This is a genomic window from Aestuarium sp. (genome assembly GCF_023253315.1).
In the GTDB taxonomy this organism is placed as follows: Bacteria; Pseudomonadota; Alphaproteobacteria; order Rhodobacterales; family Rhodobacteraceae; genus Marivivens; species Marivivens donghaensis.
Map to the genome: position 1 here is coordinate 37728 of NZ_JALRGW010000009.1, position 24313 is coordinate 62040.

General features: G+C 56.0%; 25 protein-coding genes. 7 read left to right on the top strand and 18 right to left on the bottom strand.

Annotated elements, in window-relative coordinates:
* Positions 1 to 26 precede the first annotated feature (26 nt).
* The 3 genes from AC1QQ2_RS06855 to AC1QQ2_RS06865 all read left to right on the top strand — a co-directional run bounded on the left by AC1QQ2_RS06855 (position 27) and on the right by AC1QQ2_RS06865 (position 4329).
* Positions 27 to 1673 carry an electron transfer flavoprotein-ubiquinone oxidoreductase gene (locus AC1QQ2_RS06855; RefSeq protein ID WP_479712577.1) on the top strand — a complete coding sequence of 549 codons (1647 nt, stop codon included), beginning with the start codon at positions 27 to 29 and terminating at the stop codon, positions 1671 to 1673.
* Positions 1674 to 1742: 69 nt separating this feature from the next.
* Entirely contained in the window at positions 1743 to 3482 is a 1740-nt protein-coding gene (locus AC1QQ2_RS06860) for a tetratricopeptide repeat protein (RefSeq protein WP_479712578.1), read from the top strand.
* A complete protein-coding gene (locus AC1QQ2_RS06865; RefSeq protein ID WP_479712579.1) occupies positions 3469 to 4329 on the top strand; it encodes a 4-(cytidine 5'-diphospho)-2-C-methyl-D-erythritol kinase in 861 nt (286 codons plus the stop codon). Before AC1QQ2_RS06860 ends, AC1QQ2_RS06865 begins: the two co-directional genes overlap by 14 nt.
* On the opposite strand, the gene AC1QQ2_RS06870 is transcribed toward AC1QQ2_RS06865, so the two are convergent.
* Positions 4322 to 5320: a polyprenyl synthetase family protein gene (locus AC1QQ2_RS06870; RefSeq protein ID WP_479712580.1), complete on the bottom strand. Its 999-nt coding sequence runs from the start codon at positions 5318 to 5320 to the stop codon at positions 4322 to 4324. The genes AC1QQ2_RS06865 and AC1QQ2_RS06870 overlap by 8 nt on opposite strands.
* A gap of 55 nt (positions 5321 to 5375) precedes the next feature.
* Between AC1QQ2_RS06870 and AC1QQ2_RS06875 the strand changes: the two genes are divergently transcribed.
* From AC1QQ2_RS06875 to AC1QQ2_RS06885, 3 genes are all read left to right on the top strand, one after another.
* Positions 5376 to 5591 carry a putative signal transducing protein gene (locus AC1QQ2_RS06875; protein WP_105235864.1) on the top strand — a complete coding sequence of 72 codons (216 nt, stop codon included), beginning with the start codon at positions 5376 to 5378 and terminating at the stop codon, positions 5589 to 5591.
* Positions 5588 to 6340 carry a tRNA1(Val) (adenine(37)-N6)-methyltransferase gene (locus AC1QQ2_RS06880; RefSeq protein WP_479712581.1) on the top strand — a complete coding sequence of 251 codons (753 nt, stop codon included), beginning with the start codon at positions 5588 to 5590 and terminating at the stop codon, positions 6338 to 6340. Before AC1QQ2_RS06875 ends, AC1QQ2_RS06880 begins: the two co-directional genes overlap by 4 nt.
* A 119-nt stretch (positions 6341 to 6459) precedes the next feature.
* Positions 6460 to 6627: a YdcH family protein gene (locus tag AC1QQ2_RS06885; protein ID WP_067550298.1), complete on the top strand. Its 168-nt coding sequence runs from the start codon at positions 6460 to 6462 to the stop codon at positions 6625 to 6627.
* Here AC1QQ2_RS06885 and yddG read toward each other — a convergent pair.
* The 15 genes from yddG to AC1QQ2_RS06960 all read right to left on the bottom strand — a co-directional run bounded on the left by yddG (position 6624) and on the right by AC1QQ2_RS06960 (position 20150).
* Positions 6624 to 7487 carry an aromatic amino acid exporter YddG gene (gene yddG / locus AC1QQ2_RS06890; protein ID WP_479712582.1) on the bottom strand — a complete coding sequence of 288 codons (864 nt, stop codon included), beginning with the start codon at positions 7485 to 7487 and terminating at the stop codon, positions 6624 to 6626. The two genes, AC1QQ2_RS06885 and yddG, sit on opposite strands and share 4 nt — an antisense overlap.
* A 60-nt stretch (positions 7488 to 7547) precedes the next feature.
* A complete protein-coding gene (gene phbB / locus AC1QQ2_RS06895) occupies positions 7548 to 8270 on the bottom strand; it encodes an acetoacetyl-CoA reductase (protein WP_067550302.1) in 723 nt (240 codons plus the stop codon).
* Positions 8271 to 8415: 145 nt separating this feature from the next.
* On the bottom strand, positions 8416 to 9591 hold the full coding sequence (locus tag AC1QQ2_RS06900; RefSeq protein ID WP_105235867.1) for an acetyl-CoA C-acetyltransferase: 1176 nt from the start codon (positions 9589 to 9591) through the stop codon (positions 8416 to 8418).
* A gap of 124 nt (positions 9592 to 9715) precedes the next feature.
* Positions 9716 to 10492 (bottom strand): EAL domain-containing protein, encoded by a 777-nt coding sequence (locus tag AC1QQ2_RS06905; RefSeq protein WP_245918074.1) that lies wholly within the window; start codon positions 10490 to 10492, stop codon positions 9716 to 9718.
* A gap of 91 nt (positions 10493 to 10583) precedes the next feature.
* Entirely contained in the window at positions 10584 to 11024 is a 441-nt protein-coding gene (locus AC1QQ2_RS06910; protein WP_105235869.1) for a molybdenum cofactor biosynthesis protein MoaE, read from the bottom strand.
* Positions 11024 to 11272 (bottom strand): molybdopterin converting factor subunit 1, encoded by a 249-nt coding sequence (gene moaD / locus AC1QQ2_RS06915; RefSeq protein ID WP_105235870.1) that lies wholly within the window; start codon positions 11270 to 11272, stop codon positions 11024 to 11026. Before moaD ends, AC1QQ2_RS06910 begins: the two co-directional genes overlap by 1 nt.
* A 4-nt stretch (positions 11273 to 11276) precedes the next feature.
* On the bottom strand, positions 11277 to 11864 hold the full coding sequence (gene pgsA / locus AC1QQ2_RS06920) for a CDP-diacylglycerol--glycerol-3-phosphate 3-phosphatidyltransferase (protein WP_067550312.1): 588 nt from the start codon (positions 11862 to 11864) through the stop codon (positions 11277 to 11279).
* A gap of 83 nt (positions 11865 to 11947) precedes the next feature.
* Entirely contained in the window at positions 11948 to 13810 is a 1863-nt protein-coding gene (gene uvrC / locus AC1QQ2_RS06925; RefSeq protein WP_479712583.1) for an excinuclease ABC subunit UvrC, read from the bottom strand.
* Positions 13811 to 14106: 296 nt separating this feature from the next.
* Positions 14107 to 14886, bottom strand: a complete 780-nt coding sequence (locus AC1QQ2_RS06930; protein ID WP_479712584.1) for an SDR family oxidoreductase — start codon at positions 14884 to 14886, stop codon at positions 14107 to 14109.
* Between the two features lie 13 nt (positions 14887 to 14899).
* Positions 14900 to 15835 (bottom strand): calcium/sodium antiporter, encoded by a 936-nt coding sequence (locus tag AC1QQ2_RS06935; RefSeq protein WP_479712585.1) that lies wholly within the window; start codon positions 15833 to 15835, stop codon positions 14900 to 14902.
* A gap of 168 nt (positions 15836 to 16003) precedes the next feature.
* The gene (locus AC1QQ2_RS06940) at positions 16004 to 16795 is read right to left on the bottom strand and encodes a S49 family peptidase (RefSeq protein WP_479712586.1); all 792 of its coding nucleotides are present in this window, start codon (positions 16793 to 16795) and stop codon (positions 16004 to 16006) included.
* A 43-nt stretch (positions 16796 to 16838) separates the two neighbouring features.
* On the bottom strand, positions 16839 to 17600 hold the full coding sequence (locus tag AC1QQ2_RS06945) for an ABC transporter permease (protein WP_105235874.1): 762 nt from the start codon (positions 17598 to 17600) through the stop codon (positions 16839 to 16841).
* A complete protein-coding gene (locus AC1QQ2_RS06950) occupies positions 17597 to 18529 on the bottom strand; it encodes an ABC transporter ATP-binding protein (RefSeq protein ID WP_479712587.1) in 933 nt (310 codons plus the stop codon). The genes AC1QQ2_RS06945 and AC1QQ2_RS06950 overlap by 4 nt, the downstream gene beginning before the upstream one ends.
* An 83-nt stretch (positions 18530 to 18612) precedes the next feature.
* Positions 18613 to 19443: a tryptophan synthase subunit alpha gene (gene trpA, locus AC1QQ2_RS06955; protein WP_105235876.1), complete on the bottom strand. Its 831-nt coding sequence runs from the start codon at positions 19441 to 19443 to the stop codon at positions 18613 to 18615.
* Between the two features lie 74 nt (positions 19444 to 19517).
* The gene (locus AC1QQ2_RS06960) at positions 19518 to 20150 is read right to left on the bottom strand and encodes a YcbK family protein (RefSeq protein ID WP_479712588.1); all 633 of its coding nucleotides are present in this window, start codon (positions 20148 to 20150) and stop codon (positions 19518 to 19520) included.
* 173 nt (positions 20151 to 20323) lie between these two features.
* On the opposite strand from AC1QQ2_RS06960, the gene ilvD reads away from it, so the two are divergent.
* Complete coding sequence (gene ilvD / locus AC1QQ2_RS06965; RefSeq protein WP_479712589.1) at positions 20324 to 22159, top strand: dihydroxy-acid dehydratase; 1836 nt, start codon at positions 20324 to 20326, stop codon at positions 22157 to 22159.
* A 48-nt stretch (positions 22160 to 22207) separates the two neighbouring features.
* On the opposite strand, the gene AC1QQ2_RS06970 is transcribed toward ilvD, so the two are convergent.
* Positions 22208 to 23518, bottom strand: a complete 1311-nt coding sequence (locus AC1QQ2_RS06970) for a TRAP transporter large permease (RefSeq protein WP_105235878.1) — start codon at positions 23516 to 23518, stop codon at positions 22208 to 22210.
* Positions 23515 to 24000, bottom strand: a complete 486-nt coding sequence (locus AC1QQ2_RS06975; protein WP_479712590.1) for a TRAP transporter small permease — start codon at positions 23998 to 24000, stop codon at positions 23515 to 23517. Before AC1QQ2_RS06975 ends, AC1QQ2_RS06970 begins: the two co-directional genes overlap by 4 nt.
* Positions 24001 to 24313: the final 313 nt, after the last annotated feature.

Genomic DNA, 24313 nt, shown 5'->3' on the forward strand with positions numbered 1-24313 from the left:
TCGCGCTGAGAACAAAAGGAAATGCCATGACCGCCATCGAACGCGAAGCAATGGACTATGATGTTGTGATCGTCGGTGCCGGCCCTGCTGGGCTTTCGGCCGCGATCCGTCTGAAACAACTGGATGCCGACCTGAGCGTCGTCGTTCTGGAAAAGGGCTCTGAGGTTGGGGCGCACATCCTGTCGGGTGCGGTTCTGGACACCTCTGGTCTTGATCGCCTGATGCCTGATTGGAAAGCCAAAGGCGCGCCGATCAAAACCGAAGTCAAAGAAGACAACTTCTACTTCCTCGGCGAAGCTGGCGGTATCCGCCTACCGAACGCTGCGATGCCGCCGCTCATGAACAACCACGGCAACTACATCGTGTCGATGGCGAACGTCTGCCGCTGGATGGCAGAACAGGCCGAAGAACTGGGCGTCGAAATTTTCCCAGGCATGTCCTGTTCGGAACTGGTCTACGGCGAAAACGGCGAAGTCGCTGGCGTTGTTGCTGGCGTTTTCGGCCTTGAGGCTGACGGCTCCTACGGTCCAAACACCGAGCCGGGGATGGAGCTTCGCGGCAAATACGTCTTCCTCTCCGAAGGCGTGCGCGGCTCGCTCTCCAAAGAAGTTATGGCGAAATACGACCTTTCCAAAGGCCACTGCCCGCAAAAGTTCGGCATCGGCATGAAAGAGATTTGGGAGATCGATCCAGCCAAGCACAAAGAAGGCACCGTGACCCACACGATGGGCTGGCCTCTGGGGTCCGAAGCTGGCGGCGGTTCGTTCATCTACCACCTCGACAACAATCAGGTTTACGTCGGCTTCGTGGTTCACCTGAACTACAAAAACCCGCACCTGTTCCCGTACATGGAATTCCAGCGGTTCAAGCACCACCCGATGGTGGCCGAACTGCTAAAAGGCGGTAAACGCGTGGCCTACGGTGCTCGTGCGATTTCTGAAGGCGGCTATCAGTCAATCCCGCAGACTGCGTTCCCCGGTGGTGCGCTGCTCGGTTGTTCGGCGGGCCTCGTCAACGTGCCGCGCATTAAGGGTAACCACAACGCGATGCATTCGGGCATTGAGGCGGCGGAATCCGCATTCGCAGCGATCCAAGCGGGTCGTTCAGGCGATGTGCTGGCAGACTACGATACTCGCGTCCGCGAAGGCGTGATCGGCAAAGACCTCAAGAAGGTCCGCAACGTGAAGCCGATGTGGTCGAAATACGGTCTCTTGGGTGGTCTGGCGTTGGGCGGTTTGGACATGTGGACCAACACGCTCGGCTTCTCGTTCTTTGGCACCCTGCGTCACGGCAAACCCGACGCTGCCTCGACCGAAGAAGCGTCGAAGCACCAGAAGATCGACTACCCGAAACCCGATGGCGTTCTGTCGTTTGACCGCCTGACCAACGTGTCTTTCAGCTTTACCAACCACGAAGAGTCGCAGCCTTGCCACCTTCAGCTGAAAGACGCCTCGGTTCCGATCTCGGTTAACCTGCCCAAGTTCGACGAGCCTGCGCAGCGCTATTGCCCTGCTGGTGTCTACGAGGTCCTTGAGGGCGAAGACGGTCCGAAGTTCCAAGTGAACTTCCAGAACTGTGTTCACTGCAAAACCTGCGACATCAAAGACCCGTCCCAGAACATCAACTGGACTGTCCCGCAGGGTGGCGACGGACCGAACTACCCGAATATGTAATCTCACATCCGCGAGATCACGCCCATTTGGCCCGTCGTCTGATTGCAGGCGGCGGGCCATTTCTTTACCATGTCTTTGAAACTTCTGGATAAGGGGCGCTGCTTCGTGAAAATTCGCACGTTCGGTCTGATGCTGCTCACTGTGGCGAATATCGGTTTGGCACCTTTGCCGTCTCAGGCAGATAGCTTGTCAGGCCCTTACCTCGCAGCACAGCGGGCCTTTGCGGCTGGCGATTTCGAACAGGCGGCGGAATATTATCAACGCGTATTGGCAATCGACCCCGAGAATATCGGCATGGCAGATAGCGCCATGTCGTCGCTCGTGGCACTCGGTGATTTCGAAGCAGCGTTACCGTTTGCGCAGCTCCTAACAAGCCAAGGAAACCTGAGCCAAATCGCGAATATGGTCGTGATGCTTGATCATATCAAAGCGGATCGTTGGAAAAAGGTGCAGTCGGACCTCGAGACTGGACTAGCCGTCAGCGATATGATCGACGGAGCCGTTCAGGCTTGGGGTGCATTGGCCCAAGGAAACGTGCGCGACGCGATTGAAGGGTTCGATGCGATCATCGCAACCGAAGGGTTAACCGCATTTGGATCCTACCAAAAAGCGCTCGCGCTGGCCTATGTCGGTGATTTCGAAGGGGCCGAAAACCTGTTCGGCGATCCCGCAAACACCAGCATGTTGCGAAACACCCGCGCGTTGATCGCGCAAGCGCAGGTTTTGGGACAGCTAGGCCGCACCGACGATGCGATTGCGCTGTTATCTCGAGCCGACCCATCGGGCAGCGACACCGCGATACAAGACCTTCTGGCACGCCTAACTGCAGGCGAAACCGTGCCTTTCGACGGGATCACTAACCCCAAAGAAGGCCTTGCCGAAGTGTTCCTGACAGTCGCCGTCGCCATCCAAGACGAAGCGCCCGAGGCCTACACCCTCGCTTATTCGTGGGCCGCACATGAACTGGCCCCGACACGTTCAGACGCGATCCTGACCACGGCGGAACTCTACGACGCCTTGGGCCGCTATGACCTGTCCAGTGCGACCTTCGCGATGATCTCACCCGAAGACCCCGCATTCCTCGATGCAGAGATCGGCCGCGCGGCTGTCCTCGAAGCGGATGGACGCAATGATGCCGCCATTGAGGTGTTGCAGCAATTGGCTCGCACCTATCCAGAGTCCGGCTACGTCGCTGCGACTTTGGGCGACTCTTTGCGTCGGGTTGAGGACTACAAACAGGCCGACAGCGTCTACACGACCGCACTCGACCTCTACGGCGAAGATGCCTCTAGCGCGTGGTTCATCTATTTCGCACGCGGGATTTCACGCGAACGGCTGGACCGCTGGGATGATGCCGAAAGCGATTTTCGCGCCGCGCTCGATTTGCGCCCTGGTCATCCGTCAGTGCTGAATTACCTCGGCTATTCGCTCGTCGATCGCGGCGAGAAGCTCGACGAAGCCTTGTCGCTCATCGAACAAGCCGTTGCAGCCCAACCCAACAATGGCGCGATCATTGACAGCCTTGGCTGGGCCTTGTTCAAACTTGGACGGTACGAAGAAGCGGTGCCCGTCCTCGAACGAGGGAGCGAACTGGAAGCAACCGATCCTGTGGTGAATGATCACTTGGGCGATGCTCTTTGGGTCGTGGGTCGCAAACTCGAAGCACAATTCCAGTGGCAGCGTGCGCTGTCATTTGATCCCGAAGAAGGCGAAGCTACCCGTATCCGCCGAAAACTTGCGATTGGTTTGGATGCGGTGATGATTGAAGAAGGCAAAGACCCATTATCGGTGGCCCGTGGCGACAATTAAGACAACAGCACCTGCAAAGATAAACCTGACCCTGCATGTCACTGGCCAGCGGGACGATGGGTATCATTTGCTCGATAGCTTGGTCGTTTTTGCCGAGGTCGGCGACGTCATCTCGGCCACTCGTGCTGTCGATATGCGACTAACGGTAACGGGACATTTTGCCGAAGGTGTGCCCGTCGACGGAAGCAACCTCGTTCTGAAAGCCGCCGAGGCCCTCCGCCGTGAGCGCGGCGTGACGATGGGTGCGCACCTCCATCTTGAAAAGAACCTCCCCCATGCTGCGGGTATTGGTGGCGGGTCGTCTGATGCGGCCGCAACGCTAAAACTTTTGGCCGAGCTGTGGGATGTTGAACCATTGGCGCATGACGACCCTGCGGTCCTTGCCCTTGGTGCCGATGTTCCTGTTTGCCTACGTGCCCCGACACCCTGCCGCATGGCTGGGATCGGTGAGGAGCTGAGCGATTTTACCGCCCTGCCCCGCGCGGCACTCGTCCTCGTCAATCCAAATGTCGAAGTGCCAACGCCCGAAGCCTTTCGGGGGCTAACGCAGAAAACAAACCCGGCTATGGGTGAACTGCCAGTTGGCGTGACGCTCAATGGGTTTACGGACTGGCTGCATGAGCAGCGGAACGACCTTCATAAACCTGCCGCTGCAGTTGCCCCAGAAATTGACAAAGCGCTCGCCATAATGCGCCAGCAACGCGCCGTTCTTTGGGCAGGGATGTCAGGGTCAGGTGCGACTTGCGTGGCGGTGGTCAAGGATATGGGGGCCGCCCGTCAGGTTGCCCGCATGATCCAAATTCGAGAGCAAAGTTGGTGGGTTGTCCCCACCCCGCTACTTAGCTGATCCGTGCAACCACGTAGTCAGCGATATCCGACAGCATATCGCGGATGTCGTGTGCGGGGACTTCCGCAAGACATGCTTTAGCTTTCGCAGCCCACTGCAACGCCTCATCGCGAGTGTCATCGAGCGCACCATGCTTGCGCATGATGTCGAGTGCCGCCTCTAGGTCGCCTTCGACTTGCTTGCCCTTCGCGATGGTGCGCGTCCAAAACGCCATCTCGTCCGCATCCGATTTCGCGACCGCTTTGATCAACGGCAGTGACAACTTCCGTTCGCGGAAGTCATCGCCGATGTTCTTACCGATCGCCTCGGTTCCACCGTAGTCGAGCAAATCGTCAACCATTTGGAACGCAATGCCCAAGGCGTCGCCATAATCGTATAGCGCTTTCTCGACGCTCTCATCTGCGCCAGCAATCACCGCGCCGACCTGAGTGGCCGCAGAGAACAGCGCTGCCGTTTTACCACGGATCACTTTCAGATAAGTATCTTCGGTCGTGGACAGATCACGTGCTGCGGTGAGCTGAAGCACCTCGCCCTCAGCAATTGTCGCAGACGCATCAGCAAGTATGCCCAAAACGCGGATCGATCCCGTTTCGACCATGATCTGGAACGAGCGCGAGAACAGATAATCTCCGACCAGAACGGACGACTGGTTATCCCACAAAAGGTTCGCCGTCGGACGCCCACGACGCTGATCACTTTCGTCGACAACGTCATCGTGCAGCAAGGTCGCTGTATGAATGAACTCGACCGTTGTCGCCAAATGAATGTGATACGGACCCTCGTAACCGCAGAGTTTCGCCGCCGCGAGCGTCAGCATCGGGCGCAAACGTTTTCCGCCAGCTTCGATCAAGTGGGCAGTCACTTCAGGAATACGGGGCGCGTGTTCCGACGACATCCGATCACGGATCATCAGGTTCACGGCTTCCATTTCAGGCGCCAGCGCCTCTGCCAGACGTTCATGCGGTTTGGTGGCAGTTACATCGAGGCTCATCACAGGCTCCACGGCGCTATTGGCAAAGTCGGTTTCCCGCCTTACGTCTTTGGGTATGAAAGAGCTTTTACGCACAACCGACCCCACTGTGATCGCCTTTGCAAAGGTGCTCTTAGACGGTGAGGGTATAGACTGCTTCGAGTTTGACGTAAATATGAGCGTCCTCGACGGAAGCCTCGGCATTTTGCCGCGCCGCATTATGGTGCGCGATGCCGATCATTTCATCGCAACTGCCGTTTTACGCGACAATGAAATCGATTTGGGCCTGTGACTGACCTTAGCTGCGATAACTTTCTGAATGGTAAGATTAGGGTCTGGCAGCCGATCAATGGCTACCGCGCTGGCGTTGATCCCGTTCTGCTCGCCGCTGCTGTTCCAGCAAAATCAGGCCAAACCGTATTAGAACTTGGCTGCGGCGTAGGCACGGCGAGCCTGTGTCTTTCAGCGCGGGTTGCAGAACTGTCGATCACTGGCGTCGAATTACAGCCAGAGTATGCGGAACTGGCGCGCAAAAATGCCGCCGAGAACAAAGCGCCATTAGATGTGATCACCGCCGACCTTCGGGCCCTACCTGCGGACCTCAGAAATCAGCAATTCGATCACGTCATCATGAACCCACCCTACTATGATCGCACGGCATCTACTGCCGCGACTGACCTTGGTCGGGATACCGCACTCGGCGGGGATACCCCTTTGGCGGATTGGGTGACGATCGGCGCAAAGCGCCTCGCGCCGAAGGGCTATTTCACACTTATCCAACGAATCGACCGTTTACCCGAAGTGCTGAACGCTGTTCAGACCTGTCTGGGCTCGATCATCGTGCAGCCTATCGCGGCCCGTAATGGCCGTAGCGCAGGCCTCTTTATCATCCAAGCGCGCAAGAATGGGCGGGCGGCCTTCCAGCTCGCTCCGCCCTTTGTCATGCATGTCGGAGAGAGCCATACACCTGACGGCGAAAGCTATACGTCCAAAGCCACCGCTATTTTACGAGATGGCGCTGAATTGAGCATAATTTGTTAATTTAATTGCGCAGGATCGGCGGAAAACGACCGATCTCGAAAAATGCCGCAGCGCCGCGTGACAGTTTTGTAAAACTGTGCTGCAATCGAGTCGTAACCATCACAACAGAGGAGACGACTATGAGCCTAAGTTCGCACATCGAGGAACTGAGGAAGAAACACCAGAACCTCTCTGCGGCCGTAGAAAGTGCACAGCGCAGTCCGGCAATTGACGCATCAGAGATTAGCCGTCTCAAGAAACAGAAGTTGATGGTCAAAGAGGAAATTACGCGCCTCACAACCCACTAAGGCCTACGGCTCGCTTGTGCGGCCAGTGCCGCGCCTCCGGTAATTAGGGCAGCGGCAAGTAACACAGTCCAAGTCGGGGCTGCCATCCCCGCTACAACAAGCGCCAATGTGGAGAGAACAGGCGCAGCATAGGAGGCGACACCAAGCAATTGGATGTCGCCTTTTTTCACACCCACATCCCAAACAAAAAACGCGATCCCGACGGGGCCAACGCCGAGCCCAATGACTGACAGCCATCCGAGCGTGGTGGTCGGCCAGATCGTGTCTTCCAATGCGACGTGCGCGACCCCTGACAGGATTGCTGTGGCGAGGCAGAACACAACAACCGATGCTGTCGGAACCGCCCCGAAACTGCGAGATACGACCGAATACCCTGACCATGTGAGCGCACAGAGGAACGCCAATCCATATCCGGGCAATGCGTCAGCATTAAACCCAGTCACACCTTGCGCGACGATCAAAACTGCGCCCGCGAATCCGATCACACCTCCGATAATGTGACCGCGTTTCAAGTGCTCCCCCGGCAAAAGACCAGAGAACAAGACGATCAAGAGTGGCCAAAGGTATGCTATCAGGCCCGCCTCAGCGGCGGGGGCCATTCTTAGGGCCGAAAAATACAAAAAATGATAGCCGAACAGACCTGCCGTTCCGATGAGATAGACCCGCATTGGAACGCGGCGAAGTTGCGACAAGCCGCCCGTTGCAAGCAACCAGATGACACCAATCCCCCCGCCGATCGCAAAGCAGAGCGCGTTCATCAGAAACGGCGGCACGGGGGCCGATCCGACGGTGAATAGCGCGAGAAGCGCCCACAAAAGGACCGCGATAAATCCGACTGCTGTGTAGGAGTTTTTAGACATGAAAAGGGCCAATCATTGTGACCGGCCCAATTTGACTAATAAAATCAGTCGCGCAAGTGATTAGACGAAGAACTGTCCGCCGTTCGCGGAAATGGTCGAGCCGTTTACAAAGCCCGCGTCGTCTTCGACGAGGAATTTCACGCAACGCGCGATTTCTTCTGGCTCGCCCAGACGACCTGTCGGGATCTGGCCAATGATGGCTTCACGCACTTTTTCCGGAACAGCCATAACCATTTCTGTCGCGATGTAGCCTGGGCAGATTGCGTTTGCGGTGATGCCGAAACGTGCGCCTTCTTGGGCCAGCGATTTCACGATGCCGAGGTCACCCGCTTTGGTCGCGGCATAGTTCACCTGACCGAACTGACCTTTTTGACCGTTGATCGAGGAGATAACCACAATGCGGCCAAACTTGCGCTCACGCATACCCGGCCAAATTGGGTGAACGGTGTTGAAAACGCCCGTGAGGTTGGTGTCGATCACTTCCTGCCATTGTTCGCGGGTCATTTTGTGGAACGGCGCATCGCGAGTGATGCCTGCGTTTGCCACAACGATATCGATCGGGCCGAGGTCTGCTTCGACCTGCGCAAGACCCGCCGCGCTTTCGTCGTAGCTGCCAACGTTCCATTTGTAAGTCTTAATGCCTGTTTCAGCAGTGAACGCAGCGGCTTTTTCGTCATTCCCAGCATAGGTCGCAGCTACGGTATAACCAGCGTCTTTAAGGGTTTTAGAAATCGCTGCACCGATGCCGCGGGAACCACCAGTTACAAGAGCTACACGGGACATTTGATTCTCCTCCTAAGAAATTCAGTTAGTAACGTTATTATTTGAAACGACATATATACGCAATATTATTGCGCTGCAATGCCGCATCGAACAAAAAAGGGGTCCAGCGCGCTGAACCCCTTTGACGTAGAGTAAACGCCGAATGTTACAGGCGTTCAACACACATTGCGACGCCCATGCCACCGCCGATGCAAAGGGTAGCGAGACCCTTTTTCGCATCGCGGCGCTGAAGTTCGAACAACAGGGTGTTCAGAACACGACAGCCCGATGCACCGATTGGGTGACCGATTGCGATTGCGCCACCGTTGACGTTCACAATTGCTGGATCCCAGCCCATGTCCTTGTTCACGGCGCAAGCCTGTGCAGCAAAGGCTTCGTTTGCCTCGACGAGGTCGAGATCGCCAACCGACCAGCCAGCTTTGGCCAGTGCTTTCTTCGACGACGGGATCGGACCACAGCCCATGATCGACGGGTCGAGGCCAGCGGTCGCGTAGGACGCAATGCGTGCCAGCGGTGTCAGACCACGGCGAACAGCTTCTTCTTCGGTCATCAGCAGAACGGCTGCCGCACCGTCGTTCAGACCAGATGCGTTACCTGCAGTGACAGAGCCGTCTTTGGTGAAAGCTGGGCGCAGTTTCTGCATGCTTTCGAGGGTCGCGCCGTGGCGGATGTATTCGTCTTTGTCGACAATGGTGTCGCCCTTACGGCCTTTGACGGTGAACGCGATGACTTCGTCGTCGAATTTGCCAGCTTTCTGTGCAGCTTCCGCTTTGTTCTGCGACGCAAGCGCGAATTCGTCCTGCATCTCGCGGGTGATACCCCACTGGTTTGCAACGTTTTCAGCGGTCTGACCCATGTGGTAGCCGTTGAATGCATCCCACAGGCCGTCTTTGATCATGGTGTCGATCAGTTTCATGTCGCCCATTTTGGTGCCGTTGCGCATGTGGGCGCAGTGAGCCGAAAGGGACATGTTTTCTTGACCGCCAGCAGCAACGATCGACGCATCGCCGAGCATGATGTGCTGTGCAGCAAGAGCAACCGCGCGAAGACCCGAACCACAAACCTGGTTAAGGCCCCAAGCAGCGGATTCAATCGGCAGGCCAGCCGCGATGTGCGCCTGACGTGCAGGGTTTTGGCCCTGACCAGCGGTAAGCACCTGACCAAGGATGGTCTCATCCACTTCGCCTTTTTCGATCCCAGCGCGCGCAACAACCGCTTCGAGCACAGCAGCACCCAGTTCATGCGCAGGAACATTGGCAAAGGAACCGCCAAAGCTGCCAACAGCAGTTCGTGCGGCAGACGCGATTACGATATTGGTCATGAGAATCCTCTCCTCTAAGGCTCAGAAAAACGGCAATTTGCTGATCACCATCGGCATCTATGTACAAATTATGCCCACTTGGCGCAACATTATTTCGCTGCGCCGCAGCTAATATAGATAGACTTTAGATTGAGAGTCGCGGCGCACCGAAATGATAGCCCTGCAAGCAATCGATTCCCATGTCACAGAGCAATTCTGCCTCTGCTGCCGTTTCCACACCCTCGGCCACTGCAAACATCTCGAACTGCTGGGCCACAGTGATCAACGCTTCAGCCATGACCTGATTGTCCGGCGAGTCCTGAATGTTATGGATAAAACAGCGATCAATTTTCACCATATCGAAGTAGAAATCTTTGAGCCGCTGAAACGCGATCAATCCCGCGCCGAAATCATCGAGGGAGAAATTCACGCCATAGGGCTGCATGTCCTCCATAAAGCGGATCAACACCTCATGAAGCTGCATCGCAGAAGTTTCACTAATTTCAAGGATCAGCCGCGGCCCGATATCGCGCCCTCGGTTCAAGCCCGCCGTCAGGGTTCTGCGCCATTTTCCATCCGCCAATGACCGCGCCGACATATTAACCGCCAAACGCATCGTCGGATTATTTCGAAGCACTTCGAGCCCCAGCCGCAACGACGCGCAGTCAATTTCACGGCCTAGGACGGTTTCTTCGACCTCACCCATGAACTGACCCGCAGGGATAATTCGGCCTGTGCTGTCGCGCAGACGGATCAGCCCCTCGTAAAAAGCGACAGTCGTGCCATCCGCCGCCGCAATAACAGGCTGAAAGGCCAGTTGCGCCTGTCCAGCAGCGAGAGACTTGCGCACCATATTCATCACGTCTCTGTCCCGCGCATACACAGCATAATCGAGCGGGGTCTGTGGTTCTGCGGCAGCCATATAGTCCATCCTTTGCAACGGATAGAGATTGGCCGACCGATACCTAAGGCGCGGTAAAGGAAACGGAATTGAATAGAATTTGAAACACTTCTTACCAGCGATCGAGAGCGGCTTCGTCTTCGTCCCGCGCCTCAACCCAGCCATCGCCAGATTGGGTCATCTCTTTCTTCCAGAAAGGCGCCCGCGATTTCAGGTAGTCCATAAGAAATTCGGCGGCTTGGAACGCATCGACTCTATGACGCGATGCCGTTGCGACCATCATAATCTGATCGCCAGCAGTCAAACGACCATGACGATGGATCACCAAGGCCCCTGCCAAATCCCAGCGAGACTGAGCCTCTGACACAATCGCGGCAATCGCCTTTTCTGTCATGCCTGGATAGTGTTCGATCTCCATCGCGACGAGGTCACCGTCCACATCGCGCACAACACCAGTGAAGCTCACAACTGCGCCTGCACCTGCAACGGTGTCGGTAAACGCGTTCAGTTCCGCGCCCGCGTCAAAGCCTTCGGTTTGGATGCGAACGGTCATTAGCCACCTGTCATCGGCGGGAAAAACGCGACTTCGCGTGCGCCAGCCAGCGAAGCATCGAAATCTGTCAGTTCTTGATCAACGGCCACACGCAGCGCGCGCAGGTCTGAAAACGCCAGCGCGTACCGCTCTTCACGGGTTTTCAGCTCTTCGATCAGCTCGGCAACGGTTGCCGCATCGGTTGCGACTTGTTCGCGGGGCACTCCGATCCGTTCACGGACCCATGCAAAGTAAAGGACATCAATCATGCGACTACTTTAGATACGGCAGAGCTTTTCGGAAATAGTCCAAACCGGTGATAAACGTCAGGATAGAAGCGACCCACAAAATGGCGACGCCCAGATACCAACTATGCCGCGCGTAGTCCAAAAAGGCCACATCGCGTAGCGCGTGATGTTCGAATGCTCCCGTAGAAAACAGGATCGAAATCGCCACCATCTGCGCAGTTGTTTTCCATTTGGCCAGCTTGGTGACCTTCAAAAGGCCCGCTGTATCCCCAAGGTATTCGCGCAGACCGGACACAAACACTTCGCGGAACATGATGATTGTCGCGGGCAACAGGAACCACGGGTTCATACCAGAGAACCCCGTGATGACCATGAGCGCAATCACGACCATCGCCTTATCCGCAATAGGGTCCAGCATTGCGCCGATTTTGCTTTCTTGTTTCCAGGCGCGGGCGAGATAGCCGTCCAGAAAATCGGTCACAGCGGCCAGCACGAACAGAACCAGCGCGAACCAGTCGGCCCATGGACGTGCGAAGTATAGGAACATCAATGCCACACCCGGCGCAGCCAACAGGCGCAACACGGTCAAGGTATTCGGCAAGGTCCACTTCATAATCGCCCCTTTCGTCCCATGCCTCTTCTTAACGGGCGGCTGCGACGGCGAACAGCCCCCACATTGAACCACCGTAGGGTTGTTCAGCCATTTTCGTGAAAGTATGCGTAAATCGTCTCTGCCATCGCGCTCGAAATGCCGTCAACAGCCAGCAAATCCGACAAATTCGCGCCACGAACGGCTTTGGCGCTGCCAAAGTGCGCAAGCAAAGCGCGTTTGCGTGTCGCCCCGACTCCTGGAATATCATCCAATGTTGTCACGCCAATCGCTTTGGACCGTTTGGCACGGTGGGTGCCGATGGCGAAACGGTGTGCCTCATCGCGCATGCGCTGTATAAAATAGAGAACGGGATCATTGCGCTGCAGAGCAAAGGGACGCTGACCTGTGCGGTAAAACTCTTCTTTGCCGTGATCACGATCAACGCCTTTTGCGACACCGACCATGGCTACATCGGTGACGCCCATTTGATCCATGATTTCCTGCACCGCTGACACCTGCCCTGCACCACCATCAATCAGCAGAAGGTCCGGCCAGTTGCCCGACGTCCGATCAGGGTCTTCTTTTTGAAGGCGCGCAAATCGACGAGTGAGCACTTCTTTCATCATGCCAAAGTCGTCACCCGGCGTGATGCTATCGCCCCGAATATTGAACTTACGGTATTGCGATTTCATGAACCCGTCAGGCCCAGCCACTATCATCGCGCCGACGGCATTGGTGCCCTGAATGTGGGAGTTGTCGTAAACCTCGATCCGCTCTGGCGGCGCGTCAAGGTCGAATGCCTCAGCGATGCCACGAAGTAGTTTCATCTGCGTAGCACTTTCGGACATTTTCCGCGCAAGGCTCTCTTTCGCATTACGGAGCGCGTTGCTGACCAGCTCGGCCTTTTCGCCGCGCTGCGGGACAGTGATCTCGACCTTGCGCCCTGCTTTCACGGCCAATGCCTCAGCCATCAGGTCTTCGTTGTCGAGGCCATGAGACAGGATGAGTGCCTTTGGCGGGTCGCGGTCTGAGTAGAACTGGCCGACGAAAGCCTCCATCACTTCCGCCAAATCTTCGTCCCCGCTTATACGTGGGTAAAAGTCGAAATTGCCCCAGTTTTGGTTCGCGCGGATAAAGAACACCTGCACACAGGCCTGACCATTTTCGGTATGGAGCGCGATGATGTCGGCCTCTGCCACCGTCCGAGGGTTGATGCCTTGGGCCGTTTGAACTTGGGTCAGTGCCTTGATCCGATCACGCAAGGAAGCGGCACGTTCGAACTCCATCGCTTCAGAGGCAGCCATCATATCAGCGGCGAGGTTCTCTTGGATCTGAGCGGTTTTGCCCGAAAGAAAGTCCGACGCATCTTTGACGGACTTTCGATATTCGGCCTCGGTGATATAGCCGACACAGGGAGCAGTGCAGCGTTTGATCTGATATTGCAGACACGGACGGGTGCGTCCCTCAAACTGGCTATCGGTACAATTGCGGAGCAAAAAGACTCTTTGAAGCTGACTTAAGGTGCGATTTACCGCGCCAGCGCTCGCAAAGGGGCCGAAATACTGGCCCTTCTCTTTTTTCGCACCACGGTGCTTCTTAACCATCGGAAACGCGTGATCGGTCACCAGCACGTTTGGAAACGATTTATCGTCGCGCAGAAGAACGTTGTAGCGCGGCTTGAGTTGCTTAATAAGGTTTTGCTCTAATAAAAGCGCCTCGGTTTCCGTCCGCGTCGTCAGGAACATCATCGACGCCGTTTCCGAAATCATCCGCGCGATGCGGCCCGAGTGATTTCCGGGACGCGCATAGTTCGACACCCGATTGCGCAGGTTTCGCGCTTTTCCCACATACAAAACGCGACTTTCTTCATCCAACATTCGATACACGCCTGGTGAACCATCGAGCGTTTTCAAATAGGCCGCGATGCGGTCGTATCCGGTCAGAGGGGCGTCGCTGTTGTCGTTCACTTCACAAGCCTGTGATTCTTTGGTTCGCTGCAATTTTACATCCCCGTCGGCAAGGGGAAAGGCATCCACTGAAACTGTGGATAACTCTGTGGAGTGATGCCGCACAGATGGAAAAAATCCTTATTTTTCGGCTCACTCTTTAGTTTGCCTATTTTTTAATCAATATAATAAATACCTGAAATTAAACGATAAAAAAATTTCCGCCCGTTCAAACACCTGAAAACACAGGATTAAGTAACAGTTTCGTGTCGGTATTTTGACAAAGTGCACAACTTGTCGCGCAATCTTTGAGATTGTTACTCGACCCCAAGTATATCTTGCGTTTTCCAACCTAGGTGCTGACCGCCGTCGACGCAGATCAATTGGCCCGTCACAGCGACCGAGTCGACCAGAAAACCCAACGCCGCACATATGTCTTTTGGGTTCGATCCACGCTCCAAAATCGTGGAACGGCGTTGCCGCTGGAAGTGATCGAGGGTCTGCCGACCGCCCTGCAACGTCGGGCCAGGTCCGATCGCATTTACCCGGACTTTCGGGGCAAGACCTTGGGCCGCCGTTTGGGTCAGTGCCCAGAGCCCCATTTTGGCGATGGTGTAGGTCGAAAACTCAGGCGTCAATTTCCGGACGCGCTGGTCGATCATATTGACGACCAAGCTTTGCGCGACAGGTTCCCCCATATCATCCACGATCGGCTCAGGGGCCTGCGCGGCTAATGCTTGCGTCAGTACATAGGGCGCGCGGAGGTTCGACTCCATATGCCGATCCCAACTAGTGCGCGTCGCAATATGGATGTTGTCGTATTCAAAGATTGACGCATTGTTCACCAAACAGGTGATCGGGCCACCCAGTGCCTCAGCCGCTTTTGGCAACAGATCTTGTACTTCGGCTTCGATCAGCAAATCAGCTTGGAGCGTGACCGCGGATCGACCCATTGCCCGAATAGCCGATGCCGTCTCCTCGGCACCTTCTTTGCTGCTCGCGTAGTGCACAGCAACATCATAGCCGCGCTCTGCCAAATAAAGGGCCATATCACGACCCAAACGAGCACCTGCTCCGGTTACCAATGCGCGCTTCATCATCGAACTCCTGTCACAACAGGACAAAGAGATAGGCCAGATACAGCGCGGTCAAGGCAATGCCTGCAATCCGGCCAAGATCACGTTTGAAAAAGACGAATGGGATCAACAAAAGCGATGCGGCAGCCATCGCCCACAGGTCACGGGTTAGGAATTCTGCGGGCACTGGGATGTCGCCAAAAAAGCTCGACAGCCCGACGATTGCCAAGAGGTTAAACATGTTCGACCCGATGACGTTGCCCAACGCCACATCCGCCTGACGACGCAAGGATGCCATGACGGTCGTCGCAAGTTCGGGCAGCGACGTGCCGACAGCCACAAGGGTCAGACCAATCACTGCATCGCTGACCCCATAACGAACGGCGATGTTCGTCGCGCCTTCGACCAAAAGGTTCGCGCCCAAGGGCAGACCAACCAGACCGACTGTCAAAAACGCAATGATCTTCTTCCAAGTCATGCTTGGATCAGCGCCCTCGACCGCCTCATCTTCAGACGATTGAGCACGGTGCTTGAGCGTCTCCAAAAGAGTATGCCCCAAGATCAACGCCAAAGCAGCGATGAGGATCAGACCTTTGACCCAAGTGATCGGCCCCGTAAAACATAGGCCGATAAACAACGCAGTACCCGCGAGCATTTGCAGGTAGCTGGCGCGGGTATCGTAGTGGCTCGTGTGCATGAGCGCGATCATCGCTGGAATACCCAAGACGATCAAAATATTCGCCGTATTCGACCCTACGACATTCCCCAAAGCGAGCTCTGGAACGCCATCCAAGATGGCCTGAACCGAGATCAACAATTCAGGGGCAGAAGTGCCAAAGGCCACAATCGTCAGCGAGACGACCAGCGCAGGCACCCCTAGTCGCAGGGACAGATTCACCGCCCCTTTGACCAAAGCATCGCCCGCCAGCAGCAGGATAATCAAACCTGCAAACGTCAGCACCCAATCCATAAAACCTTAGTCCTTTTTGCAGCCACATCGGGATTTGCCGATGCGAAACTTTCCGCAGCGCGGGCATTTGGCAGATGCAATGCGATCCTGCCCAGGGAAGCGCCACTTTCCGAACATGGCCAAAACGACCATGAAAATCAGAAAGAGAAAGACGGCGCGCACCAACATTTACAAACCAAACCGCGCAAAGGATGCGCGTTCTTCGACGCCCGCGATCACATCCTGTGCCGCTTGGGCACCGAACCGTTGGAACAGCGAACGACGCTGTTCGTAGCGTCGGAACGTGACCTTATCGCCGAAACGGTCTTTCATCACTGACACCAAATGCCCAATGCCATCCGCTAGACCGTTTTCGACGGCACGCTGGCCGATCCAGATCTCGCCCGTGAAGTGATCCGTGCCTTCAGCCAATTTTCCCGCGCGACGGGATTTTACATAGTCGATGAAATAGACATGCAAGTCGTCCAGCCAGCCGCGCAGACGTTCGATGTCTTCTGGGTTTTCGGGCTTGAACGGGTCGAGCTGAGATTTGGACTTCCCAGCCGTATGAACCCGTCGCTCTACGCCATATTTACCGATTAGATCGCTAAAGCCGAAGCCTGCAGAGATCACGCCAATGGACCCAACGATCGAACCGCGATCCACGAAAATCTCGTCCGCAGCGCAGGCCAGCCAGTAGCCCCCAGATGCCGCGACATCTTCGACAAATGCGAAAACTGGGATGCCCTTTTCTTCGGACAAACGGCGAATACGTCCCGCAATCAACGACGACTGAACAGGTGATCCGCCGGGTGAGTTGATCTGCAGCGCAATCGCATCGGGTTTACCGCGAAACGCCTTTTCGATCACAGGCGCGAGGCTGACATCATCGAGCCCGCGCGACGAATTGGAGATTTGCCCCTGCAGCCGAACGACGGCGACACGGGGGCCTGATTTCACAAAGGGGATCCAACGTTTCATACGATGACAGATAGGCACGAGGTCCAGCCGTAACAAGCCGCCGTCACGACCGAATGCGCCAACCCGTGCGGAAAATCCACGCAATCGCAGCGAGGCACAGCGCGGTAAACGCCGCAATCGCCATGAGCGACACGCCAACAGGAACATCTGCCTGTTCAAAGAACGACCAACGGAACCCAGAAATCAGATAGTGAACTGGGTTCAAAAGGGTCACGGCCTGCCAAAACGGAGGCAACATGGTGGTCGAGTAGAAGCTCCCCCCGAGGAACACCAACGGCGTGATAATCAGCAGTGGGATGATCTGCAGTTGCTCAAAATTCCCAGCCCAAATCCCGATGATGAAGCCCAACAGGGAAAATGACAGACAGGTTAGGATCAAAAACGCGACCATCGCCAAGGGATGCATCACCTGAACGTCGACAAAGAAAAACGAAGTCACAAAGATGATTGCCCCGATAATGAGGGCCTTTGACGCTGCCGCCCCGACATAGCCCACTGTCGCCTCAAGAAAGTTGATCGGCGCTGAGAGGAGTTCGTAGATCGAGCCCGTGAATTTCGGGAAATATATCCCGAAAGATGCGTTCGAGGTCGCTTGGGTCATGACGGACAACATAATCAGACCCGGCACGATGAATGCGCCATAGCTGACGCCCTCGACCTGATCGATACGGCTGCCAATCGCCGCGCCGAACACGATGAAATAGAGCGAGGTCGAGATAACAGGCGCGAGGAAGCTCTGCCGATAGGTGCGGAAAAAGCGCGACATTTCGAAAATGTAGATCGCACGCATTGCTTGATAGTTCATGCTGCGTCTCCTTTGACCAGACCGACGAAAATCTCTTCGAGGCTGCTTTGCCGTGTTTCCATATCCACCATTTGAAGCCCCGCTTTTTGAAGGTCGTTCAAAAGGGACGTGATGCCCGTGCGGTCGGCCTTTGTGTCGTAGACGTAGCGAAGGCGCGCGCCCTCTTCGATTACCTCAAGCCCATAGGCACTGAGTGCATCTGGAATGTCGCCCACCAAAGATTGGTCCAGCTGAATGATCAGTTCTTTCTGTCCCATGTGGCTCATCAAGGCATCCTTGTCCTGAACGAGCATAATCTGGCCCTTATCGATCACGGCGACGCGGTCGGCCATAGCCTCGGCCTCTTCGATGTAGTGGGTGGTCAGAATGATCGTCACGCCATCCTGACGAAGCCGATCAACCACCGCCCACATGTCTTTGCGCAACTCAACGTCCACCCCCGCGGTCGGTTCATCCAAGAACAGCACTCGTGGTTCGTGGGCCAGCGCTTTGGCAATTAGAACACGGCGTTTCATGCCCCCCGAAAGGGCCATAATCTTTGTATCTTTTTTGTCGAGCAATCCAAGCTGGCGCAGAATGTCCGTCACCAAAGCGTCGTTACGCGATTTTCCAAAGAGGCCGCGCGAAAAACTAACCGCGTTGAAAACGGTCTCGAATGCTTCGAGGCTAAGCTCTTGGGGCACCAATCCGATCATCGACCGCGCAGCACGATAGTCCTTGAGGATGTCATGGCCGCCAACGGTCACTGTCCCCGACGATGGCATCGTGATGCCGCAAATCGTCGAGATCAGCGTGGTTTTACCCGCTCCATTCGGCCCGAGGAGCGCAAGGATTTCGCCCTCTTCAATATCGAGCGTCACGCCCTTGAGCGCTTCAAACCCTGAGGCGTAGTTTTTGCGCAGGTCATTAACCCGTACGATCGGTGCCATTCGGAAATCCCCCTTAATCGGGCAAAGAAATAGCCCGCAGCACTGCTACGGGCTACTGATATTTATGTGCGGCTGTGCGCAGATCAGTTGCTTTTGGCGCGACGCACACCAGCGGCAAGATCAGCGACCATGTCATTCACGGCAGTCGCGGTCGCAGCCGTAGCGGTGTCGCCTTCGCCAAAGGTCGACGCGATTTGGTTGACCAGAGCGGTGCCAACAACAACGCCATCGGCATGTTCGCCAAGGGCTGCAGCGTGTTCACCCGTCTTAACGCCAAAGCCCACGACAATCGGCAAGTCGGTGTATTTGCGGATACGCTCTAGTGCGGTCGATACAACGGAATAGTCTGGTGTCGCGGCGCCCGTGATGCCGTTGATCGACACGTGGTAAACAAAGCCCGAAGAGTTCTTCAGAATGACAGGAAGGCGTTTATCGTCCGCAGTCGGCGGAACGAGACGAATGAAAGCCAGACCCTGTTTCATCGCGGGGATGCACAGTTCGTCATCTTCCTCAGCGGGGACATCCACGACGATCATGCCGTCAACACCAGCGTCTTTGGCATCGAGGACGAATTTCTCGGGACCGTAGGAATAAATCGGGTTGTAGTAGCCCATCAAGATGACCGGAGTATCTGGGAAATCCTTGCGGAATTCACGCACCAGATCGAGCGTCTTAACGGTCGTTTGACCCGCATCAAGAGCGCGCAGGCCAGACGCCTGAATGGCAGGACCGTCGGCAACTGGATCTGTGAAGGGCAAGCCAAACTCGACGATATCCGCGCCAGACGCCGCAACGTTTTTCAGAATAGCGAGAGAGGTTTCCGCATCCGGATCACCCGCCATGGTGTAAGTCACCAGAACAGGACGATTTTCGGCACGGGCTTTCGCAAAGCAGGCGTCGATACGGGCGGTCATGATAGTCTCCTTGGCCGTGAGCAAAACGGCTTTAACAGGAAAGCGCGAGGTTGCAAACGGGGCGTGGCACCACGTTAGGCGGCTGTGCCCCAAAACCTCACCCGACCCGTGTCGACATGCACAAATGTGTCGTAGCCCCCGACCCCACCCATGCGCAGTCCTTTGGCGAGTTGGATCGTATCGCGGATCGACACTCCAGGTAGGCTAAAATCAATGGCCTTCGCCTGAATATGAAGCGAATTGCGCGCAGCATTGGCCCCCGCCGCGCGGATAGCGTCATTGGTTGCACGACTGCGGTAGCCAGAGAGAAAACGCACGTCGCCCGAAAACCCTTGGCGACGGGCTTGTTCTTGGATTTCAAGTAGGCCGACCACAGCGTTTGCATCAATCGGTTTGACTTCGTTTCTACGCCAGTCCCGCATAAAACGGTTCACTTGATCCAGCGCGGCATGATCAACACCCGTGGCCTGCACAGGGCGCACAGCGATGCGTTCGTCCGTGTGGATATTCCACATATTGAGAACGGGCGTTCCCGCGGCGAAGTCGACCTGAGGCGATTGGCCCATCGGCCCTTCCTGCAGCGGTTCAGGCTCTGGATCGTACATCTCGTAAAGGCTCGCGCCTGTGTCGAGGTCAATCAAAGGCCCAGCGCCGCGTGCCAAAATGCTCCCCGTGGTCGCCACAGCAGGGCGCGCGACGAATGGCATCGCTAAACCTGCTATCAATCCTGTTATGACATCACGACGTTGCACGCGTTTCCCTTTGACCTAATCAGCCAATGAAAGTGCAAGTTCTGGGCCAAACAGGAAATCGCCGCGAAACCCTGTTAATCGGCTTTGTGACGTTATATCTAGTCAACGCGCAACAGATGGATGTCCCAATGCCCTATTACCGTTCTCGTAAATCCACCCATGGCCGTAACATGGCAGGTGCCCGTGGTCTTTGGCGTGCCACAGGCATGACCGATGGCGATTTTGGCAAGCCGATTATCGCAGTCGTGAACTCGTTCACCCAGTTCGTTCCGGGTCACGTTCACCTCAAAGACCTCGGTCAGATGGTCGCTCGCGAAATCGAAAAAGCGGGCGGCGTTGCAAAAGAATTCAACACGATTGCTGTCGATGACGGCATCGCGATGGGCCATGACGGGATGCTCTATTCGCTCCCTAGCCGCGAAATCATCGCTGACTCGGTCGAATACATGGTGAACGCGCACTGCGCTGACGCGATGGTCTGTATCTCGAACTGTGACAAGATCACCCCAGGTATGATGATGGCGGCAATGCGCCTGAACATCCCCGTGATCTTTGTGTCTGGCGGCCCGATGGAAGCTGGCAAGGTTCAGATCGGCGATCTGGAACACGCGCTCGACCTCGTTGACGCGATGGTTGCGGCAGCCGACGACAAATATACTGACGAAGAAGTTGACGCGATTGAGAAAGCCGCCTGCCCGACCTGTGGCTCGTGCTCTGGTATGTTCACCGCGAACTCGATGAACTGCCTTGCTGAGGCGCTCGGCCTTGCTCTGCCGGGTAACGGTTCGGTTCTCGCAACGCATGCGGATCGCAAGGAACTCTTCCTCGAGGCGGGTCGCAAGATCGTTGAGATCACCAAAGCCCACTACGAAGAAGAGAAACCGGGGCTTCTGCCGCGTGACATCGCGACCTTTGAAGCGTTTGAGAACGCAATGTCGCTCGATATTGCGATGGGTGGTTCGACCAACACCGTTCTCCACCTTCTCGCTATCGCGCATGAGGGCGAAGTGAACTTTACCATGGCCGACATGGACCGTCTGTCGCGCAAGGTTCCGTGCCTGTCCAAAGTTGCCCCTGCAAAAGCAGATGTTCACATGGAAGACGTGCACCGCGCTGGCGGCATCATGGCGATCCTTGGTGAACTGCATCGCGGCGGCCTTCTCCATGGCGACGTCAGCACCGTTCACACCCCCACTATGGCCGAAGCCATTGCAAAGTGGGACGTGATGACCACCAACGACGCGAAAGTGGACGAATTCTTCCGCGCTGCACCGGGTGGTGTTCGCACGACCGAAGCGTTCTCGACCCAGAACCGCTACAAAGAGCTCGACCGTGATCGCAAAGGCGGCGTGATCCGCTCGGTAGAAAACGCGTTCTCCAAAGATGGCGGCCTTGCCGTTCTGTACGGCAACATCGCGCTGGACGGATGCATCGTGAAAACGGCAGGCGTTGACGACTCGATCCTCAAGTTCACCGGCAAAGCCAAGGTCTATGAGAGCCAAGACGATGCTGTGAACGGCATCCTGACTGGCAAAGTGGTCGAAGGCGACGTCGTAGTCATCCGCTACGAGGGTCCGCGTGGCGGTCCAGGCATGCAGGAAATGCTCTACCCGACGTCCTACCTGAAATCCAAAGGCTTGGGTAAGTCCTGTGCGCTTCTCACCGACGGCCGTTTCTCGGGCGGCACTTCGGGCCTGTCTATCGGCCACGTTTCCCCCGAAGCCGAAGAAGGCGGCCTGATCGGTCTGGTCGAAACTGGCGATACCATCGAAATCGACATCCCGAACCGCACCATCAACCTCGCCGTTGATGAAGCGACTCTGGCAGCCCGCCGTGAAGCAAAAGGCCCGCTTCCTTGGAAACCCGCAGAGCCACGCAAGCGTCAAGTATCTACCGCGCTTAAGGCCTACGCAATGCTGGCATCATCGGCGGCAAAGGGCGGCGTTCGTATTCTTCCAGAATAAGTTCGCGCATCATTGCATTCAAAGGCCGCCCTAATCGGGCGGCCTTTTTCATATCAGAAAGAGCGTTATCGCTGGGAACAAAAGCAAGATCGCCACGCGGATCAGATCAGAACCGACGAACCAAATGACTGCGCGATAGGTCTCTGGCATCGGGGTTTCACGATCCATCGAGTTGATGATGAACAGGTTCATCCCCACAGGCGGCGTTATCAATCCGACCTCAACCACGATCAAAACGAGAACCCCGAACCAAATCGCCAGTTCTTCGGTCGTCATGCCCCATTCCATCATTTTCAATGCAGGGAAAAAGATTGGGACGGTCAGTAGTATCATCGACAGGCTGTCCATCACGCAGCCCATGATGAGATAGAACACAAGGATGGCGATCAGGATAACGATGGGGGCGTAGCCTTGGGACAAGAGCCATTCCGACACCTCTTGCGGTGCACCTGATCGGGCAAGGAAGCCGTTGTAGTATTTGGCACCAAACACGATCAGATAGATCATCGCGGATGATTTTGCCGTCGCCAGAAACGCCTCGACGATAGCACTTCGTCCTAGGGTTCCGTTTAGCGCTGCCACGATCCCCGTCCCAGCCGCGCCAACGGCAGCCCCTTGGGTTGGCGTGAAGAGCCCAGTGTAGATGCCACCAACAACCGTCGCGAATACGGCGAGTACAGGCCAGACTTTGACCAGCTCGCGCATCCGATCCGCATAGGACACGGGCGGACGCGTGCCCGCTTGATCAGGATACCGCCGCACATAGAGTGAGATGGTGGTAGCGTAGCCAGCTGCTGCCAAAAGGCCCGGAATGAAGGCCGCAAGGAACAGTTTCGCGATGTTTTGCTCGGTCAAGATCGCATAGACGACAAGGATCAAAGACGGCGGAATAAGGATACCCAACGTTCCACCTGCGGCCAGCGTTGCCGTCGAAAACCCACCTGCGTAGCCAGCGCGTTTGAGTTCAGGCAGAGCGACCTTGCTCATCGTGGCCGCCGTGGCCAGCGAGGACCCGCAGATCGCACCAAAGCCAGCACAAGCCCCGACCGCTGCCATGGCCACCCCGCCGCGGCGATGGCCAATCCAGCTTTCTGCGGCTTTGAACAACGCACGCGACATGCCGCCAATAGATGCGAAATGCCCCATCAGGAGGAACATCGGCACAATGGACATGGAGTAGTCGGAAAATGTGGTGAAGGTCTCAGTCTTTAGCTTTGCCAAAGCGAGGTTGGGGTTCCCCATCATCAACCAAAGCCCGCCAAATCCCGCGCAGAACATCGAAATGCCGATCGGCACGCGCAGAAAAATGAGGCCGAGAAGGGCGGGGAACGACCAGAGGCCGATTTCGAGGTTACTCAATGAACCACCCCTTCACCAACGGGCAGGATCGCCCGCCCTGTCAGTGCCTCTGCTATTCGAACGGTTGCCGTGTAGAGGCTGCATAGCGCCGTGAGCCCCAGCCCAATGAGACATACCAAATACGCCCACCAAAGCGGAATCTGCAGCAATGTCGTCCGCGTGCCGGCACGGTGTTTTGCCTCTAGACCCTCGAACAATTTCCAAACGATCACGACCAGTACAGCGGCGACCAACACGTCGACAAATGCTTGGAGGATGCGCAAAACAGGCGCTGGCATGTTTTGTGTAAAAAGGTCGACGCGCGCATGTCCTGCTGTCATCTGACATAGGGGCATGAATAGGGAAATCGTAACCGCCATGCCCAGCTCGACCAGTTCGAAATCACCGCGCACGGGCCCAATGCCCAGCGCCAATATCCAATCGGACAAGGCTGGAGCTAACTCAACCATCGCATGTGCGAGGTCAGCGGTAATTTTGCCCATAATCGATAAGCAAACCATCACGATGAGCGCTGACAGAACCAATCCGCCCACGATCGCACAGCCTTTTGCCAACCGAAGTAAAACTCTGAACATCCCAGTCACGTTCATGTGCCCCTTTGAGCGCAGCGATATGCGCAAAGGTCCTGAAAGTCGAGATTTTAGGGGGCCAGAAATATAAAACCCCCGATCCGCTCAGCCTTTTGGGCGATCAGATCGGGGGTATTAATGCTAGTCCATATCCCTCCTCCAAAGCATATGGACCTGCATCAAACTGAAACCTGTGTTTCGAGCGTCAACGTGACGGCAGGTCACC